The organism is Nonomuraea sp. NPDC052265 (assembly GCF_044547985.1).
Lineage (GTDB): Bacteria > Actinomycetota > Actinomycetes > Streptosporangiales > Streptosporangiaceae > Nonomuraea.
The window spans coordinates 134984-152228 of record NZ_JBIUBJ010000004.1 but is presented as its reverse complement, the minus strand read 5'-3'; the positions used below and the strand labels follow the sequence as shown (position 1 = coordinate 152228).

17 protein-coding genes are annotated in these 17245 nt (G+C 73.2%); 9 read left to right on the top strand and 8 right to left on the bottom strand.

From position 1 onward, the window contains the following. Position 1: 1 nt before the first annotated feature. Together gcvP and ACIHAD_RS14270 are read left to right on the top strand one after the other, a co-directional pair. Complete coding sequence (gene gcvP / locus ACIHAD_RS14275; protein ID WP_397354834.1) at positions 2-2827, top strand: aminomethyl-transferring glycine dehydrogenase; 2826 nt, start codon at positions 2-4, stop codon at positions 2825-2827. A gap of 126 nt (positions 2828-2953) precedes the next feature. Beyond that, entirely contained in the window at positions 2954-3754 is an 801-nt protein-coding gene (locus ACIHAD_RS14270) for a hypothetical protein (RefSeq protein WP_397354833.1), read from the top strand. A gap of 20 nt (positions 3755-3774) precedes the next feature. Here the strand turns inward: ACIHAD_RS14270 and ACIHAD_RS14265 are convergent, their stop codons facing one another. Next, positions 3775-4131, bottom strand: a complete 357-nt coding sequence (locus tag ACIHAD_RS14265) for a hypothetical protein (protein ID WP_397354832.1) — start codon at positions 4129-4131, stop codon at positions 3775-3777. An 82-nt stretch (positions 4132-4213) separates the two neighbouring features. Here ACIHAD_RS14265 and ACIHAD_RS14260 point away from each other — a divergent pair, with 82 nt between their 5' ends. Next, positions 4214-4849, top strand: a complete 636-nt coding sequence (locus tag ACIHAD_RS14260; RefSeq protein WP_397354831.1) for an alpha/beta family hydrolase — start codon at positions 4214-4216, stop codon at positions 4847-4849. Here ACIHAD_RS14260 and ACIHAD_RS14255 read toward each other — a convergent pair. Continuing rightward, positions 4806-5003 (bottom strand): DUF5999 family protein, encoded by a 198-nt coding sequence (locus ACIHAD_RS14255; RefSeq protein WP_125637444.1) that lies wholly within the window; start codon positions 5001-5003, stop codon positions 4806-4808. The two genes, ACIHAD_RS14260 and ACIHAD_RS14255, sit on opposite strands and share 44 nt — an antisense overlap. Before the next feature lie 198 nt (positions 5004-5201). Beyond that, a complete protein-coding gene (locus ACIHAD_RS14250; protein WP_358286538.1) occupies positions 5202-5762 on the bottom strand; it encodes a TetR/AcrR family transcriptional regulator C-terminal domain-containing protein in 561 nt (186 codons plus the stop codon). Between the two features lie 109 nt (positions 5763-5871). Between ACIHAD_RS14250 and ACIHAD_RS14245 the strand changes: the two genes are divergently transcribed. Continuing rightward, a complete protein-coding gene (locus ACIHAD_RS14245) occupies positions 5872-6270 on the top strand; it encodes a hypothetical protein (RefSeq protein WP_397354830.1) in 399 nt (132 codons plus the stop codon). A gap of 157 nt (positions 6271-6427) precedes the next feature. Here ACIHAD_RS14245 and ACIHAD_RS14240 read toward each other — a convergent pair whose 3' ends face one another. From ACIHAD_RS14240 to ACIHAD_RS14230, 3 genes are all read right to left on the bottom strand, one after another. Further along, positions 6428-7753 (bottom strand): RNA polymerase sigma factor, encoded by a 1326-nt coding sequence (locus ACIHAD_RS14240; RefSeq protein ID WP_397354829.1) that lies wholly within the window; start codon positions 7751-7753, stop codon positions 6428-6430. Between the two features lie 172 nt (positions 7754-7925). Further along, entirely contained in the window at positions 7926-8240 is a 315-nt protein-coding gene (locus tag ACIHAD_RS14235; RefSeq protein ID WP_397354828.1) for a hypothetical protein, read from the bottom strand. Positions 8241-8284: 44 nt separating this feature from the next. Then, a complete protein-coding gene (locus tag ACIHAD_RS14230; RefSeq protein WP_397354827.1) occupies positions 8285-9430 on the bottom strand; it encodes an AMP-binding protein in 1146 nt (381 codons plus the stop codon). A gap of 82 nt (positions 9431-9512) precedes the next feature. Between ACIHAD_RS14230 and ACIHAD_RS14225 the strand changes: the two genes are divergently transcribed. Both ACIHAD_RS14225 and menD read left to right on the top strand, forming a co-directional pair. Continuing rightward, entirely contained in the window at positions 9513-10406 is an 894-nt protein-coding gene (locus ACIHAD_RS14225) for an o-succinylbenzoate synthase (protein WP_397355372.1), read from the top strand. Continuing rightward, the gene (menD, locus tag ACIHAD_RS14220) at positions 10403-12064 is read left to right on the top strand and encodes a 2-succinyl-5-enolpyruvyl-6-hydroxy-3-cyclohexene-1-carboxylic-acid synthase (RefSeq protein WP_397354826.1); all 1662 of its coding nucleotides are present in this window, start codon (positions 10403-10405) and stop codon (positions 12062-12064) included. The genes ACIHAD_RS14225 and menD overlap by 4 nt, the downstream gene beginning before the upstream one ends. On the opposite strand, the gene ACIHAD_RS14215 is transcribed toward menD, so the two are convergent. Further along, entirely contained in the window at positions 12054-12947 is an 894-nt protein-coding gene (locus ACIHAD_RS14215; RefSeq protein ID WP_397355371.1) for a 5'-3' exonuclease H3TH domain-containing protein, read from the bottom strand. The two genes, menD and ACIHAD_RS14215, sit on opposite strands and share 11 nt — an antisense overlap. Before the next feature lie 10 nt (positions 12948-12957). After that, positions 12958-14205, bottom strand: a complete 1248-nt coding sequence (locus tag ACIHAD_RS14210) for a PP2C family protein-serine/threonine phosphatase (RefSeq protein WP_397354825.1) — start codon at positions 14203-14205, stop codon at positions 12958-12960. Between the two features lie 176 nt (positions 14206-14381). Here ACIHAD_RS14210 and ACIHAD_RS14205 point away from each other — a divergent pair, with 176 nt between their 5' ends. From ACIHAD_RS14205 to ACIHAD_RS14195, 3 genes are all read left to right on the top strand, one after another. Continuing rightward, entirely contained in the window at positions 14382-15497 is a 1116-nt protein-coding gene (locus ACIHAD_RS14205; RefSeq protein WP_397354824.1) for a M24 family metallopeptidase, read from the top strand. 5 nt (positions 15498-15502) lie between these two features. Next, positions 15503-16270: a protein phosphatase 2C domain-containing protein gene (locus ACIHAD_RS14200; protein WP_397354823.1), complete on the top strand. Its 768-nt coding sequence runs from the start codon at positions 15503-15505 to the stop codon at positions 16268-16270. Between the two features lie 243 nt (positions 16271-16513). Continuing rightward, entirely contained in the window at positions 16514-17119 is a 606-nt protein-coding gene (locus ACIHAD_RS14195) for a terpene synthase family protein (protein WP_397354822.1), read from the top strand. Positions 17120-17245: the final 126 nt, after the last annotated feature.

Genomic DNA, 17245 nt, shown 5'->3' with positions numbered 1-17245 from the left:
CATGACCGACCTGTCCGCTCCGCCGTTCTCGTCCAGGCATATCGGCCCATCGGAGTCCGAGCAGCAGCGCATGCTCGAGGCCGTGGGCTTCGAGTCCGTCGGCGATCTGGTGGCCGTGGCCGTTCCCGAGGCCATCAGGGCCAAGGACCGGCTCAAGCTGCCGGCCGCCGCGAGCGAGACCGAGGCCATCGCCGAGCTGCGCGAGCTGGCCTCCCGCAACCGGGTGCTGACCTCCATGATCGGGCTGGGCTACCACGACACCGTCACGCCCGCCGTCATCCGGCGCAACCTGCTGGAGAACCCGGGCTGGTACACCGCCTACACGCCGTACCAGCCGGAGATCTCGCAGGGCCGCCTGGAGGCGCTGCTGAACTTCCAGACGGTCGTCTCCGACCTGACCGGCCTCGACGTCGCCGGCGCCTCCCTGCTGGACGAGGGCACCGCCGCGGCCGAGGCCATGACGCTGGCCCGCCGGGCGGGCAAATCCAAGAGCGACGTGTTCGTGGTCGACGCCGACACGCTGCCCCAGACCAAGGCCGTGCTGGCCACCCGCGCCGAGCCGCTCGGCATCACGCTGGTCGAGCACGACCTCGACGGCGAGCTGCCCGAGTGCTTCGGCGTGCTGGTGCAGTACCCGGGCGCCTCGGGCCGCCTGCGCGACTTCCGCGACGTGGCCGCCAGGGCGCACGAGGCGGGCGCGCTCGTCGTGGCCGCCGCCGACCTGCTGGCCCTCACGCTCGTGGCCGCCCCCGGCGAGCTGGGCGCCGACATCGCCGTCGGCTCCTCCCAGCGCTTCGGCGTCTCCTTCGGCTTCGGCGGGCCGCACGCGGCCTACATGTCCGTACGCGAGGGCCTGCAGCGGCAGATGCCCGGCCGCCTGGTCGGCGTGTCGGTCGACGTCGACGGCGACCCCGCCTACCGGCTGGCCCTGCAGACCCGCGAGCAGCACATCCGCCGCGAGAAGGCCACCAGCAACATCTGCACCGCCCAGGTCCTGCTGGCGGTGATCGCCGGCATGTACGCCGTCTACCACGGCCCCGAGGGCCTGCGCCGCATCGCGCTGCGGGTGCACCGGCACGCCGTCGCGCTGGCCGGCGGGCTGCGCGAGGCCGGCCTGGAGGTCGTGCACGGCGAGTTCTTCGACACCGTGCTCGTCCGCGTGCCCGGCCGGGCCGCCGAGGTGGTGGCCGCCGCCGCCGAGCGGGGCGTCAACCTGTGGCAGGCAGGCGACGACCACGTCTCCATCGCCTGTGACGAGAAGACCGGCGCGGCCGAGCTGGTCAAGGTGTGGGCCGCCTTCGGCGTCGAGCGCGAGGAGGTGGAGCTGTCGGCCGACGCGCTGCCGGCCGACCTGCTGCGCGAGTCGGACTACCTGACCCACCCGGTCTTCCACAGCCACCGCTCCGAGACCGCGATGCTGCGCTACCTGCGCAGGCTCCAGGACAAGGACATCGCGCTCGACCGTTCGATGATCCCGCTCGGCTCCTGCACGATGAAGCTGAACGCCACCACCGAGATGGAGCCGATCACCTGGCCGGAGTTCGCGGGCGTCCACCCGTACGCGCCGGAGGCCCAGACCGAGGGTTACCGGGAGCTCATCGGCACCCTGGAGGGCTGGCTGGCCGAGGTGACCGGCTACGACGCGGTCTCCATCCAGCCGAACGCGGGCTCCCAGGGCGAGTTCGCCGGCCTGCTGGCCATCCGCGCCTACCACCAGGCCAACGGCGCCACCGAGCGTGACGTGTGCCTGATCCCGTCCTCCGCCCACGGCACGAACGCGGCCAGCGCCGTCATGGCGGGCATGCGGGTCGTGGTCGTGGCCTGCGACGGCGACGGGAACATCGACCTGGCCGACCTCGACGCCAAGATCGCCAAGCACCGCGAGCGGCTGGCCGCGATCATGGTGACGTACCCGTCCACGCACGGCGTGTACGAGGAGTCGATCACCGAGGTCTGCGCCAAGGTGCACGAGGCCGGCGGCCAGGTCTACGTCGACGGCGCCAACCTCAACGCCCTGGTGGGCCTGGCCAAGCCCGGCGAGTTCGGCGCCGACGTGTCGCACCTCAACCTGCACAAGACGTTCTGCATCCCGCACGGCGGCGGCGGCCCCGGCGTCGGCCCGGTCGCGGTCCGCGGCCACCTGGCGGCCTACCTGCCCGGCCACCCGCTGCGCGACGGCGGCCCGGTCGGCCCGGTCTCGGCCGCCCCGTACGGCTCGGCGGGCATCCTGCCGATCTCGTGGGCGTACGTGCGGATGATGGGCTCCGAGGGCCTCACGGCGGCCACCGAGCAGGCCATCCTGTCGGCCAACTACCTGGCCCGGCGGCTGGCCCCGCACTACCCGGTGCTCTACACCGGCCGCGGCGGCCTGGTCGCGCACGAGTGCATCGTGGACCTGCGCCAGATCACCAAGGAGACCGGCGTCACCGTCGACGACGTGGCCAAGCGCCTGATCGACTACGGTTTCCACGCGCCGACCATGTCGTTCCCGGTGGCCGGGACGCTGATGATCGAGCCCACCGAGAGCGAGGACCTGGGCGAGCTCGACCGGTTCGTGGACGCCATGATCGCCATCCGGGGCGAGATCGCCAAGGTGGCCTCCGGCGACTACGACAAGACCGACAACCCGCTGCGCAACGCGCCGCACACGGCCGAGTCGGTCACCGCCGACGAGTGGCCCCACCCGTACTCGCGGACCGAGGCGGCCTACCCGCTGGCCTCGCTGCGCGAGGGCAAGTACTGGGTGCCGGTGCGCCGCATCGACCAGGCGTACGGCGACCGCAACCTGGTGTGCTCCTGCCCGCCGCTGGAGGCGTACGAGGACTGATCCGCCGAGCGGGTCCCCGCCCGGAGGCCCGCTTCGGGCACGGCCCAGTCCCACACCGTCAAGTGAGCAGACATGATCGCGACGAGCCGTTAGGCTCGGTGCGATCCGTCGCCCGAAGGAGCTCTCTTGACGTTCTCAGAGCTGGAGACCCCGCCTCTCGACACCGCCCGCCGCCTGGCCGAGGGCGGCGACCTCGACGGTGCGGCGGCGATACTGACCGAGCTGGTCGCCGACCCCGACAGCCCCGACCGGGCCCAGGCGGCCGTGGGGCTGGCCGTGGTGCTCGACGAGCGCGGCGACACCGACGCCGCCCGCGCCGCGGCCCGCACCGCGCTGGCCACCGGCCATCCCGAGTACGCCGCCCAGGCCGCCTGCCACCTGGCCCAGGGCTTCGAGCGCGAGGGCCGCGACGACCAGGCCAGGGCCGCCTGGCAGGCCGTGCTCGGCGTCGGCACGCCGGCCTACGTCCCGCTGGCGCACCTCGCGCTGGCCCGGCTGGCCGGCAGCCCGCAGGAGGCGGACAAGGAGCTGCGCGCCGCCTACGACGCGGGCCTGGACGTGGGCGACGCCGAGGCCGCCGCGCACGCGGCACGCCAGCTCGCCGAGACGCTGCTGGAGCACGGCGATCCGGGGGAGGCGGCCGGGCTGCTGCTGGACGCGCTGGAGTTCGCCCCGGCGCGGGAGCTGCCGGGGCTGCGGGTGCTGCTCGGCATCGCGCACCTGGAGCAGGCCTGCGCGGAGTTCGCCGAGGCCGTCGAGAGCGGGGCCGACCCCCGGACGGGGGCGCTGGCCATCGAGCTGCTGGCCCGCACGCTGCCGCTGCGCGGGCGCACCGAGGACGCCGGCCAGGTGTGGACGTACGGCCTCGAACACGAGGACGAGACCATGGCCGCCGAGGTCCGGCTGCGATTTCACCGCGACGCCTGACCCGAATCCCCTGAGGGCTCTCAGCCGCGGCGCATGATGGCCACGGCGGCGGCCACGTTGATGGCGACGATCGCCAGCCACGTGATCGTCAGGCCGACCAGGCCCGAGTTGCCGGCCGCGATGGCGGTCAGCGGGATGCCGAGGCCCATCGAGCCCAGCGCGATGGGGATCATCGCCGCGCCGGTGTTCTGCCGGTGCTTGGGCTTGACCGGGGCGAGGCCGTGGCCGCCCTGCTCGGCCTGGACGCGGGCGGCGATGGTGGCGTCGAGCCGTTCGACGAAGGACTCGACGAGCGCGGTCTCGTAGTCGGGACCGAGGTCGCGGCGGGCGTCGAGGGTGGCCTGCAGGTCATCCCGGATGGGGCGCATCTCTGGCATACAGGTCATCATCCCGGTTGTCCGGCGCGCCGTCATCGTCCCTGGGAGCCAACGGCGGATCCTCCCCAGGTACGGTGCTGCCATGGAGATCATGACTCCGAGAGGGCCCGCGCTGGTGCAGGTCGACGAGGCGGCCGAGCCCCGGCTGCTGCTGGTGCTGACCCACGGCTCGGCCGGGGGAGTGGAGGCGCCCGACCTGCTGGCCGTCCGCGACGCCGCGCTCGGGGTGGGGGCGACCGTGGCCAGGGTGTCACAGGCGTTCCGGGTCGCGGGGGCGCGGGCGCCGGGCTCGGCGGTCCGCCAGGACGAGGCGTGGGAGGCCGTGCTGGCCGAGTTGCGGGCCGGATGGCCGGGGCTGCCGCTGGTGCAGGGCGGCCGGAGCAACGGCGCCCGGGTGGCCTGCCGTACGGCCTCGGCGGTGGGCGCGGCGGCGGTGGTGGCGCTGGCCTTCCCCCTGCACCCGCCGGGCAAGCCGGAGCGTTCCAGGGCCGAGGAGCTGCGCGGGGCCGGGGTCGACGTGCTGGTGGTCAACGGGGACCGGGATCCGTTCGGGGTGCCGGATCCCGCGGACTGCGCCCGGCTGGTGGTGCTGCCGGGTGAGGGCCACGACCTGAAGCGGGACCCCACCCGGGTGGGCGAGGTCGTGGCCCGGTGGATCGGCGGCTACGCCGCCGTCAGGCGGCGCCCACCAGGGGGTCGGGCCGGTGCGGCGCGATGACGGTGCCACTGGGCAGGAGCTCCCCGGTGTCCTCGAACAGGACGACGCCGTTGCAGAGAAGGCTCCACCCCTGCTCGGGGTGGCATGCGAGGGTACGTGCTGCCTCGCGGTCCGGCGCCTCGGCAGACGGACAGGCCGGGTCGTGCGGGCACATCGGCGTGCCTCCGATATCTCGTGGGTGCTCCCGGGAGAGGGACGGGAGCGGCTCGGGTTTGTTGTTCTGGCAAGTGTGCGACGTGCGTCACACGGTCCGACATAGCCCGTTCGGACTGTTACAGGAGGATCCCCCCGTCGTGTGACCTTCGACACAGCGTGCCTTATGCAGGATAACGGGCCAAGCGTGACACGCGCACTACGTTTGCAACCCCTTGAGCAAAGCGTCGAGCCCTCTTTCGAAGTCCACATCAGCCCTTTCGTCCCGCCTGACCCATTCATCAACTTCCGGGTCAGCCCATCCTGATTGCTGGACTTCGACCGCCACGCTGCCGAACACGAAGGCCCGCAGCGCCCGTACGGCCTCCGGGGCGTCGTTCAGGCCCCCGTCGGCGAGTTGCTCGGTCTGCTCCCTGATGGCGACGGCGGTGGCGCCCTTGGGTGGCTTGGTCAGGGCCAGCGCGAGCACGCCCGGATGCTCGCGCAGCAGCTCCCGGCCCGCCCGGCACCACGCCCTGGCCGTCTCCTGCCAGGTGGCCGCCTGCTCCACGTGCACGGACGTGACGTGCTCGGCCAGCGCGTCCATCAGCGCCTCCTTGCCCCGGGGCAGGTGGTGGTAGATGGCCATGGCCTCCACCTCCAGGGCGTCGCCCAGCCGGCGCATGGTGAGCCGGCGCAGCCCCTGGCTGTCGGCGATGTGGAGTGCGGCCTCGATGATGCGCTCGCGGGAGAGTGGGACGGGAGGTCTCTTTGCGGGCATGGTGATCATCTTACTGGGCGGCCCCGTCCGTCGCCCGGTGTTCGGAGGCGGTGTCGGACGGCGTACCCTTGTGGGTTGAACAGCAAAGACTGCGTGAAGGGCAGGGTCGATGGCGTTTTTCCGTCCGCGGGTGAGCCGGGAGGCCGAGGTTCGCTACCACGCGGACCAGGAGATCTCCAAGGGCTACCCGCAGCTGCTTGACAAGGCCAGGCAGGCCGAGCAGATCGTGCGCGACCTGCGGGCCGCCGCGGCCGACGAGATCGAGCTGCTGGCGGCGGGCCGGGCGTTCGACGTCGCGCTGACCGAGGCGCTGCGGGCCGCGGAGGCCGGGCAGCGGGCCACGTTCGGCGTGCGGTCGTACGACGACCGCATCGCGCGCCGCAAGGCCAAGGCCACGCCCCCCGGGGCCATGTGGACGGCCGAGGTCGACCGGCTGCGCACGCTGCGCGAGGAGAACCGCATGTGGGGCATCCCGCGTGTGCCCCGGCCGGTGCCCGCCACCGCCTGAGCTCAGGCACCACGAGAGCCCCGGCGCCTCGCGCGCCGGGGCTCTTCGTGTGTTCCGGAACTCCGGGCGGGCGGCCGGGGCGCCGGTGAGGCCCCTTGCGCATGGCAGGGGCTCTCGTGAGCGGCCCCGGCGTGGGGTGCCGGGGCTCGGGCGTGGGTCAGCTGGCCCAGTCGAGCAGGGGACGGGTGTTGCTCGGGTGGCGCAGCTTCGACAGCGACTCCTTCTCCAGCTGGCGGATGCGCTCGCGGGTCAGGCCGAGGTGCTTGCCGATCTCGTCCAGGGTGTGCGGCTTGCCGTCCACCAGGCCGAACCGCAGGGCCATGATCTTCGACTCGCGGGGCGAGAGGTTGTCGAGCACGCCGCGCAGCTGGTCGCCCAGCAGCTGGCGGTCGACGATCTCCGACGCCTCCGGCGAGTCGACGTCCTCGATGAGGTCGCCGATCGTGGTCTCGCCGTCCTCGCCGATGGTCGCGTTCAGCGAGATCGGCTGGCGGCTGGTGCGCAGCAGCTCCTCGATCTGGTCCGGCGTCTTGTCGAGCTCGACGGCCAGCTCCTCGGGCGTGGGCTCGCGGCCCAGCCTCTGGTGCATGTCGCGCTCGATCCGCGACAGCTTGGACAGCATCTCCAGCACGTGCACGGGCAGCCGGATCGTACGGGCGGAGTCGGCGAAGCCGCGCTGGATGGCCTGGCGGATCCACCACATGGCGTAGGTGGAGAACTTGAAGCCCTTGGTGTAGTCGAACTTCTCCACGGCCCTGATCAGCCCCAGGTTGCCCTCCTGGACGACGTCCAGCAGGGACATGCCGCGGTCGGTGTACTTCTTGGCCACCGAGACGACCAGCCGCAGGTTGGCCTCCAGCATGTGGTCCTTGGCCTGCCGGCCGTCCTCGATGACCAGGTGCAGGTCGTCGCGGACGGACGACGGCGCGTCGGGGTCGGTCTCCAGCTTGTACTCGGCGTACAGGCCGGCCTCGATCCGGCGGGCCAGCTCGACCTCCTGGGCGGCGGTGAGCAGCGTACGGCGGCCGATCGACTTCAGGTACGTGTGGACCGAGTCGCCCATCACGGACTGGTTGTCGTCCAGGTCCATGGCGTCGTTCTCGATCTCGGTGTCCTCGGAGGTCAGTTCGAGGTCGTCGGGCGCCACGTCCTCCTCGTGCTCCGGCTTGCCGTCCACCTGGCTTTTTGCCTCGGCGGCCGTGCGGCCGGTAGCCTTTGCCCCGGAAGCCTTCCTCGGCTTCGGAGCGCTCTTCTGGGTGGTCTTCTTGGCAGCGGTCTTGGCCAGGGACGGCTCGTTCTCGGCGGCCAGGCTCACACCGGCCTCCGACAGCTCGCGCAGGATCGTGCGGCCTTCAGAGGGGCTGATGCCGGCCTGGGCGAACGCGTCACGCAGCTCCGCCAGAGAAAGGTGACCCTGGGCTCGCCCTCGTTCAATGAGCTGGTCGAGAGTCGCGGGTGGGGTCGCCACGGCGGTTCTGGGCATGAGGACACCTCCTCCGTACGGAGTCGAAGCGATCAGGCAGGTTGTGGTGGGGCGGTGGTCACTCCGCACAGCGCACCAGTATCAATAACGCCATCCACCGTTATTTGTTCCCGGACGGATGAAAAAGGGGCGGAACGCCCACGGGGCGCGCCACCCCCGGGAAGGCGGGAATCTACTCCGCCACCTCAAAGCTTCCGGTCGCCTCGGGCATGGGCATCGGCTCGGCCTCCTCCATGCGCTTGTCGGTCCAGTAGTCGATGACCTCGCGCGGGTCGGGGTTGACCTCCGTGGAGATCACGATGCCCTCGGTGCTGTCGGGCGCGGGGACCGGCCGACCGGTCGGCGACGACTGCTCGACCACGGCCCGGGTCTCCCTGGCGACCGCGTCGAGCTTGCCCGCCGAGGCGGCCGCCGCGACCGAGGCGCCACCGACGACGATCACGCCGACGACGGCCGCGGACGTCCACATCTTGCGGGTCTGGTTCATGAAGGCTCCTTTCCTTCTCCCCGTTATGACGCAGCCGCGGCGCGTCAGGTTCCTGTACGCAGCCGTACGAGATCGGTCTTGCCGTTGGGCAGCAGCGGCAGGCGGGGGAGCAGGCGCAGGCCGCGCGGGGCGGCGTGGGCGGGCAGCCGGTCGCGGCAGAAGGCGCGCAGCTCGGCCAGCGTGGGGGGCGCGGCCGGGTCGGCCGGCACCACGAACGCCGTGACCGCCTCGCCCCACTCCGGGTCGGGCAGGCCCGCCACGGCCACGTCGGCGACCTCGGGATGGGCGCCGAGCACAGCGGTCACCACGGCGGCCACGACCTTCTCGCCGCCGGTGTTGACGACGTCGTCGGCCCGGCCGAGGACGCGCAGCCGGCCGCCGCTCAGCTCGCCGAGGTCGGAGGTGACGAACCAGTCGCCGTCGAAGGGGTCGCGCCCGGCGAAGCGGTAGCCGGAGAAGAGCACGGGCCCGGCGATCCTGATCAGGCCGTCCTCGCCGATTTTGAGATCTACATCGTAAAGGGCGTGGCCGTCGTAGACGCAGCCGCCGCACGTCTCGCTCATCCCGTACGTGGTCACCACCCGCGCGCCGAGTTCCCCGGCCCGCTCGACCAGCCCGGACCGGGGCGCCGCGCCGCCGAGCAGGATCGTGCGGAACACCGACAGGTCCGCGCCCGCCTCGACCAGCCGGTGGAGCTGGGTCGGCACCAGGGAGACGTGGTCGGCCCCCGAGGACAGCACGGCCCCCATGTCGAAGGAGGGGTGGATGATCGGCTCGCTGCCCGACAGCAGGGCGCGGACCAGCACCTGAAGGCCCGAGACGTGGGAGACGGGCAGGCAGCACAGCCACCGGTCGCCCTCGCCGGCCCCGATCCTGTCCAGCGAGGCCGACGCCGAGGCGCGCAGGGCGGACGCCGACAACTGCACGCCCTTGGGCACGCCGGTGCTGCCGCTGGTGGCGATCACGACCGCCACGTCGTCCGGGACGCCGGCGCCGCCGGGACGCGGCTCGCCGTCGACGTGCGTGGGGCGCAGAGCCTGGAGGACCTGGCGCTCGTGGCCCGGCTGGAGCGGCAGGACGGCGGGGCCGTCGCCGGAGAGCGCGTCGCGGATCGCGGTGAAAAGGCCGGGTCCCGGAGGCTGCACAATGGCATGCAGCGGACGGTCCGGATGCGACGGGTTCCTCCACATGCTCGTAAGGTTAATGGCGACAGGTCGGACACAGGTGCAGGGTAGGGTCGTGGCGCGTTCTCCCGTGGTCTTCCGGATTCCGATGCGGACGCGGTTTCGCGGGCAGACCGTCAGGGAGGGCGTGCTGCTGCACGGTCCGGCGGGCTGGGGTGAGTTCTCCCCGTTCCCCGAGTACGGCCCGCGCGAGTGCGCCCGCTGGCTGGCGTGCGCCCGTGAGGCCGCCTTCGAGGGGTGGCCGGAGCCGGTGCGCGACCGCGTCCCGGTCAACGCCACCGTCCCGGCGGTCGGCGCCGAGCAGGCCCACGAGCTGGTGCGACGCTCGGGCTGCGGCACGGCGAAGGTCAAGGTGGCCGAGCCTGGCCAGACGTTCGCCGACGACCTGGCCAGGGTGGAGGCGGTGCGTGACGCCCTGGGGCCGTCCGGGCGGCTGAGGGTCGACGTCAACGGCGCCTGGGAGGTCGACGAGGCCGTCACCCGGCTCAAGCGCCTCGACCGGTTCGGCCTGGAGTACGCCGAGCAGCCGTGCGCGACCCTGGAGGAGCTGGCCGCGGTGCGCAGGGCGGTCGACGTGCCGATCGCGGCCGACGAGTCGATCCGGCGCGCCGAGGACCCGCTGCGGGTCAGGGCGGCCGAGGCCGCCGACATCGCGGTGGTCAAGGTGCAGCCGCTGGGCGGGGTGCGCGCCGCGCTGCGGGTGGTGGAGTCCTGCGGGCTGCCCGCCGTGGTCTCCAGCGCCGTGGAGACGTCCGTGGGGCTGGCGGCGGGGGTCGCGCTGGCGGCGGCGCTGCCGTCGCTGCCGTACGCGTGCGGGCTCGGCACGATGTCGCTGCTGGCGGGCGACGTGGTGGACGACTCGCTGGCGCCCGTGGACGGGTGGCTCCCGGTTCGACGCCCCTCGGTGAATTTTCAGCATTTGTCGGAATTTGAGATTGAATCTGCCCAGTGGCTTCGCCGGATGCAGGAGGCGTCACGTTGAACCCCGCAACCGCGCTGGCCACCGTGCTCGTCGACGAGCTGGTGCGCTGTGGCCTGACCGACGTGGTGCTCGCGCCCGGCTCGCGCTCCGCCCCGCTCGCCCTGGCCCTGCACGCCGAGTCGCGGGTGCGCCTGCACGTGCGCATCGACGAGCGTTCGGCCTCCTTCCTGGCGCTCGGCCTGGCCAAGCGCTCCGAACGGCCGGTGGCGCTGATCTGCTCATCCGGCACGGCCGCGGCCAACTTCCACCCGGCGGTGATCGAGGCGAACGAGTCGGGCGTGCCGCTGCTCGTCCTCACCGCCGACCGCCCGCCCGAGCTGCGCGGCACCGGCGCCAACCAGACGATCGACCAGGTCAAGCTGTACGGCACCGCCATCCGCTGGTTCGCCGAGGTCGGCGTGCCCGAAGACCGTCCCGGCATGGTCGCCTACTGGCGTTCGCTGGCCTGCCGCGCCTACCAGCGCGCCTCGGGCCCGGCCAACCCCGGCCCGGTGCACCTCAACATGGCCTTCAGGGAACCGCTGATCCCCGACGGCGACACGAGCTGGTCCGAGCCGCTCGACGGCGGCGCGAACGGCCCCTGGGTGCGGGCCCGCGTCGCGCCCCCGCCCATCGCCCTGCACATCCCGCCCACCCGGCGCGGCGTGCTCGTCGTCGGCGACGGCGCGGCCAACGTCCGGCGCTACGTGGCCGCCGCCGGCATGGCGGGCTGGCCGGTGCTGTCGGAGCCCAACGGCGGCGCCCGCTACGGCGACCACTCCATCTCCAGCTACCACTACCTGCTGGGCACCCCCGAGTTCGCCGACTCCCACCGCCCCGACGTGGTCGTCACGCTGGGCCGCCCCGGGCTGTCGCGGCCGCTGCTGTCGTGGCTCAAGCGGGCCGAGGAGCACATCGTGGTCGCCCCCGACCTCGACCGCTGGCCCGACCCGACCAGGTCGGCCACGCAGGTCGCGCAGGCCGTGGAGATCCCGGTGGCCTCCGGCGACGACAGCTGGCTGCACGCCTGGCGGCAGGCCGACGCCGCCGTCCGGTCGGCCCTCGACGCCGTCCTGGACGTCTCCGGCACCACCGAGCCGCGCCTGGCCCGCGACCTGGTCGACGCGCTGCCCAACGGCGCGCTGCTGTTCTGCGGCTCCTCGATGCCGATCAGGGACCTCGACCAGTCCATGCGGCCGCGGCGCGGCATCAGGCTGATGGCCAACCGGGGCGCCTCGGGCATCGACGGGCTGGTGTCCACGGCCATGGGGGCGGCGCTGGCGCACAACGGGCCCTCGTACGCGCTGCTCGGCGACCTGTCGTTCCTGCACGACCAGAACGGGCTGGTCCTCGGCCCGCGCGAGCCCCGTCCGGACCTGTGCATGGTGGTCGTCAACAACGACGGCGGCGGCATCTTCTCGCTGCTGCCGCAGGCGGCGGTGCGCGACCCGTTCGAGCGGGTCTTCGGCACCCCGCACGGCGTGGACCTGGCCTACACCGCCGCCGCCACCGGGACGCCGTACACGCTGCTCGGGGACGTCAGCGAGCTGCCCAAGGCGATGCGCGGCGAGGGGCCGCGGGTGGTGGAGGTGCGCACCGACCGCGAGGAGAACGCGGCCGTGCACGGCCGCCTGCGCGAGGCGGCCCAGGACGCCGTGCGGGAGTTCCTCAGCTCCTGAGCGCCTCCAGCAGGCGGTTGAGCGGGCTGTCGAGGCCGTGGCGGTCGGCCAGGGCCACCAGGGCCTCCGGGTCGCGCGGCTTGTCCGGCAGCGTCAGGTCGGCGGCGGGCAGCGGCGCGTCGGAGGCCACCTCGACCACGGCCGGCGCGGCGTCGAGGTAGTCGCGGGCGGCGGCCAGGCGGTTGCGGGCGCCGGCCGGGAACCCCTCGGTGACGCCGGAGTCGAGCGCCTCCAGCAGCGCGGCGAGCGAGCCGAACCGGGTGATCAGGGCCGCTGCCGTCTTCTCGCCGACGCCGGGCACGCCGGGCAGGCCGTCGCTGGGGTCGCCGCGCAGGGTGGCGAAGTCGGCGTAGGCGCGGCCGGGGATGCCGTACTTGGCGGTGACGAACGCCTCGTCCACGAACTGCAGGTTGCGGATGCCGCGCGCGGTGTACAGGACGCGGACCGGGCGCGAGTCGTCGACGAGCTGGAACAGGTCGCGGTCGCCGGTGACGATCTCGACGGCGCCCCTGGCCTGGTGGGTGAGGGTGCCGATCACGTCGTCGGCCTCGAAGCCGGGCGACTCGGGACGGGCGATGCCCACGGCGTCGAGGACCTCGTTGATCACCGCGATCTGCGGGACCAGCGCCTCGGGCACCTCCTCGGCGTCGCCGTGGGCCACCCGGTGCGCCTTGTACGTCGGGATCGCCGCCACCCTGAAGGCGGGCCGCCAGTCGGCGTCCATGGTGGCGGCGAGCGCGGCCGGGGAGTGCTGACGTACCAGGGTGGCGATCATGTCGATGAGGCCGCGCACCGCGTTGACAGGGGAGCCGTCGGGCGCCTTGACCGACTCCGGGACGCCGTAGAAGGCGCGGAAGTAGAGGGACGGTGTGTCCAGAAGCATGAGCACCCGTCTATGGTCGCACCCCCGCCGCCCTCCCGTCCGGCTCCGGGACGGCGACGGCCAGCAGGCACGCGTCGTCCTCGGGGTTGGGGCCGCCGATCTCGGCCAGGAGGCGGTCGAGCCCGGCCTCCAGGTCGTGGGCGGACAGGCCGGCGGCGGCGGCCAGGACCAGCTCCCGGCCGACGTCGATGTCGCGGGTGCGCCGCTCGACCAGCCCGTCGGTGAACATCAGCAGCAGGTCGCCGGGCCGCAGCCGGGTGTGGGCCAGCTCGTAGGGCCGCCCGGAGACCGCGCCGAGCAGCACGCCCCGCGGCCTGACCAGCCTGGACGCCCGGCCGCCGCGCACCAGGATGGGGTCGAGGTTGCCCGCCTGGCCCCAGGTGAACAGCAGCCTCTCGGGGTCGAGGTGGCCGATGACGGCCGTGGCGGTGGTGTCCTTGAGCTGGTGGAGGACCAGATCGTTGAGCCAGGACAGCAGGCGGTCGGCGGGCCGGCCGGTCATGGTGAGGCCGACGAGCGCGTGGCGCAAGTGGGCCATGTGGGCGATGGCGGGCAGGCCGTGGCCCGACACGTCGCCGATGGCCAGCAGCAGGCGGCCGTCGGGCGTGGTCGCGGCCTCGAACCAGTCGCCGCCCAGGCTCGCGGTCTTCTCGGCCGGCACGTAGCGGACGGCGATCCTGGCCCCCGGCAGGTCGAGGCAGCCGGTGGGCGCGGGCAGGATGGCCTCACGCAGCGCCAGCATCACGTTGCGCTCCTCGGCCGCCTGCTCGCGGGCCTCCAGGAGCTGGCGGCGCGACTCCGACATCAGGCGCTCGGCCCTGCGGCGGCCGGTGATGTCCTGGATGACGCCGTGCATGCCGACCGGGCCGCCGGACGACATCAGCGGTTCGAGCACGACGCGCAGGTCGCGCAGCTCGCCCGTGCCGCGCCTGACGCGGAACTCCGCGTGCACCGCCTCGACGCCCTCCACCACCTGCCACAGCAGCCGGTCGAGCGCGCCGAGGTCGGCGGGCTCGACCATGACGGCCAGGTCGGGAAGTGACAGCGGCCCCTCCTCGCGGTCCCTTCCGAAGATCGCGTAGACCTGGTCGGACCAGATCGCGGCCCCCGTGCGCAGGTTCCATTCGGCCCAGCCCATGTTGCCCAGCCGCTCGGCGTGGGCGAGCCGGACGGCCAGCAGCTCCGCGCCGGCCCCGCGCGCCCGCCCGTGCGGCGCCCCCTGCCTGACCAGCTCTGCCGCGCCTGCGAAGTCGACCATGGCCTCACTCTCAAAGTGCAGTGGAACTGGACAATTGACCCCACACTACGTGATCAATGTGGAACGGAGTGTAGCCATGGGGTCCCGCGTTGTGAGAAGTTTTCGCGGATTTTAGCCCTCGGCGGACAAGCGGCCTGCTGGAGTGAGGTCGCCGGGCCTCCGAGTAGATTTGGCTCGTGACGTCCTCAGACCTGTATCCCGTGTCCCGTCTTGCCGCCACGCAGGAGGCCACCGCCAAGGCCGGCCTCGACGCCCTGCTGCTCACCCCCGGGCCCGACCTGCGCTATGTCAGCGGCTACGACGCCAAGCCGCTGGAGCGGCTGACCTGCCTCGTGGTGCCCGCCTCGGGGGAGGCGTACATGATGGTGCCCCGGCTTGAGCTGCCGGCCGCGCAGGCCTCGCCCGCCGCCCGGCTCGGGCTGGAGTTCGTGGCCTGGGACGAGACCGACGACCCCTACCGCATCGCCGCCTCCCGGCTGGGCCGGGTGGCCAAGGTGGGGCTGGCCGACCGCATGTGGGCCATGGCGTCGCTGCGCTTCCGCGAGGTGCTGCCGGAGGCCGGGCAGGTGCTGGCCGGCACGGTGCTGCGCGACCTGCGCATGCGCAAGTCGCCGGCCGAGGTGGCGGCCCTGCGCGAGGCGGGCGAGGCCATCGACGCGGTCCACCGGCAGGTGCCCGGGCTGCTGCGCGCCGGCCGTACCGAGCGCGAGGTGGGCCGCGACATCGCCGAGGCGATCCTGGCCGCCGGCCACGCCACCGTCGACTTCGTCATCGTCGCCTCCGGGCCCAACGGCGCCAGCCCCCACCACGACGTGTCCGACCGGGTGATCCAGGCCGGCGAGCCGGTCGTGGTCGACATCGGCGGCCAGTTGCACAACGGCTACTGCTCCGACTCCACGCGCACCTACAGCGTGGGCGAGCCGCCCGCCGAGTTCGCCGCCTACTACGAGGTGCTGCGCCGGGCCCAGGACGCCGCCTGCGCCGCGGTGCGGCCGGGCGTGTCGTGCGAGTCGATCGACGCGGCGGCCCGCGACGTCATCGCCGAGGCGGGCTACGGCGACTACTTCATCCACCGCACCGGCCACGGCATCGGCATCGAGACGCACGAGGAGCCCTACATCGTCTCGGGGAACGACGAGCCGATGGAGGCCGGGTTCGCCTTCTCCGTCGAGCCCGGCATCTACCTGCCCGGCCGTCACGGCGCCCGGATCGAGGACATCGTCGTGTGTACCGAGACCGGCGGCGAGCGGCTGAACAACACGCCGCGCGAGCTGGTGACCGTCCAGCCGTAACGGTCGTGTTCACCGAGGTCAGGTACGCCACCCGGCCCGGGTCGGCGCGGCCCAACGAGGACCTGGCGGTGGCCGGGCCCTCGTGGGCGGTCGTGCTCGACGGGGCCACGGCCGCGGCCGGGGTCGACGGCGGCTGCGCCCACGGCGTCGCGTGGCTGGTGGGGCGGCTCGGCGGGGCGCTGGCCGCCGGTCTGGCCGCCGACGGGCGCTCGTCCCTGGGCGAGATCCTGGCCGAGGCCATCTCCGTCACCATGGGCGCCCACTCCGGCACGTGCGACCTGGGCGACCCCGACTCGCCGTCCGCGACCGTGGCCATGATGCGCTTCGGCGGGGGAGTGGTGGAGTACCTGGTGCTGGGGGACTCCCCGGTCGTGCTCGCGCGCGCCGACGGCGGGGCCGAGGTCATCGGCGACGACCGGGTGGAGCGGTTGCCGGGCGGGCGGCCGTACTCGCTGGAGCTGGTGCGGCGCATGCGCAACGCCGACGGCGGGTTCTGGGTGGCCTCCACCCGGCCCGAGGCCGCCGGGCGGGCGGTCAGCGGGGTCGTGGAGGCGTCCGGGCTGGTGGGGGCCGGGCTGTTCACCGACGGGGTGACCCGGCTGGTGGAGTGGTACGGGTGGAGCTGGGAGTCGGTGCTGGCCGAGCTGGCCGGCGGGGGGCCTGGGGCGCTCATCTCGGCCGTACGGGGGCTGGAGGTCGCGCGGGGGGCGGTGCGCGGCAAGCGACACGACGACGCCACCGCCCTCTGGGCCGCCTTCCCACCCACCCCCTGACCGCCCCTGACCGGCTTGCCGCCCCTGGGGGGCCGCGGCTTCGGCGGCCCCGCGGGGCCTCGGCGATCCGAGGACAGGGGGGTGGCGGGGTGTTTGTGGGTATCGGTGGGGTGGGCGGGTGAGGGTGGGGACGCCTTGATCGGCCTTACGTGATCATGAAACAATTCGTCGGCAGGTGCATTCGTCCGGCCGGCTGTTGGGGGGCGTCGCCCATGAGCTGCGTACCGTGCGGGTGGCCCTAGGGTGCCCGGCGAGCAGGTCGACCGGCTGACCCGCGAGTGCCTGGCGGTCGCCGGGGGCGCGGTGCCGCGGTCGCCGGTCACCCGCTTCCTGGCCGACCTGCGGGACGAGCTGGCCACCGTCGAGGGGTTCGGCCTGGCGCGGCGGCTCTGGCACGACCAGCTCGCCCGGACGCTGGACGGGATGGCCAGGGCCTGGGGGTGGCGGGACACGCGGGCCGTGCCCACGCTGGAACGCTACCTCGACAACGCCGACAGCCGCGGCTCCTGCTTCGTGGACCTGTCCCACTGGATCTACACCGGCGACGGCTGGACCAGGGGCCACCTGGCGGAGCTGCGGGCGGTCAGCCGCCGGGTCCAGCGCTACCTGCACCTGCTCGGCGACGTCGCCTCCTACCGCAGGGACCTGAGCTGGGGGGACCTCAACGTGCTCGGGCTCGGGGTCACCGGCGGCGAGGTCACCGACGCGATGGCCGGTCTGGCCCGGGAGGCGACCGGCCTGATCGAGACGTTGCGCGGGTGCAGCCCGCGCACGGCCGCCTACCTGCGCCGACGGATCGGCTTCAACGCCGGCTTCACCGGTATTTCGGACTTCGACCCAGCTACCTAACGATCCCGTCGAATAAGCTGACAAGTCCCTTGACCGCCCCGCACCGCGCAGGCGATTTATGGGACTAGCGACGATAAACCGTGACATTTGGTTCCTTGTAAAAGTTTATGTCTTGAGTGCAAAATG

Coding starts and splice junctions, on each gene's coding strand:
- gcvP (WP_397354834.1), top strand. CDS start 2: ATGACCGACCTGTCCGCTCCGCCGTTCTCGTCCAGGCATATCGGCCCA.
- ACIHAD_RS14265 (WP_397354832.1), bottom strand. CDS start 4,131: ATGCCAGAGATGCGCCCCATCCGGGATGACCTGCAGGCCACCCTCGAC.
- ACIHAD_RS14260 (WP_397354831.1), top strand. CDS start 4,214: ATGGAGATCATGACTCCGAGAGGGCCCGCGCTGGTGCAGGTCGACGAG.
- ACIHAD_RS14255 (WP_125637444.1), bottom strand. CDS start 5,003: ATGTGCCCGCACGACCCGGCCTGTCCGTCTGCCGAGGCGCCGGACCGC.
- ACIHAD_RS14250 (WP_358286538.1), bottom strand. CDS start 5,762: ATGCCCGCAAAGAGACCTCCCGTCCCACTCTCCCGCGAGCGCATCATC.
- ACIHAD_RS14245 (WP_397354830.1), top strand. CDS start 5,872: ATGGCGTTTTTCCGTCCGCGGGTGAGCCGGGAGGCCGAGGTTCGCTAC.
- ACIHAD_RS14240 (WP_397354829.1), bottom strand. CDS start 7,753: ATGCCCAGAACCGCCGTGGCGACCCCACCCGCGACTCTCGACCAGCTC.
- ACIHAD_RS14235 (WP_397354828.1), bottom strand. CDS start 8,240: ATGAACCAGACCCGCAAGATGTGGACGTCCGCGGCCGTCGTCGGCGTG.
- ACIHAD_RS14230 (WP_397354827.1), bottom strand. CDS start 9,430: ATGTGGAGGAACCCGTCGCATCCGGACCGTCCGCTGCATGCCATTGTG.
- ACIHAD_RS14225 (WP_397355372.1), top strand. CDS start 9,513: ATGCGGACGCGGTTTCGCGGGCAGACCGTCAGGGAGGGCGTGCTGCTG.
- ACIHAD_RS14215 (WP_397355371.1), bottom strand. CDS start 12,947: ATGCTTCTGGACACACCGTCCCTCTACTTCCGCGCCTTCTACGGCGTC.
- ACIHAD_RS14210 (WP_397354825.1), bottom strand. CDS start 14,205: ATGGTCGACTTCGCAGGCGCGGCAGAGCTGGTCAGGCAGGGGGCGCCG.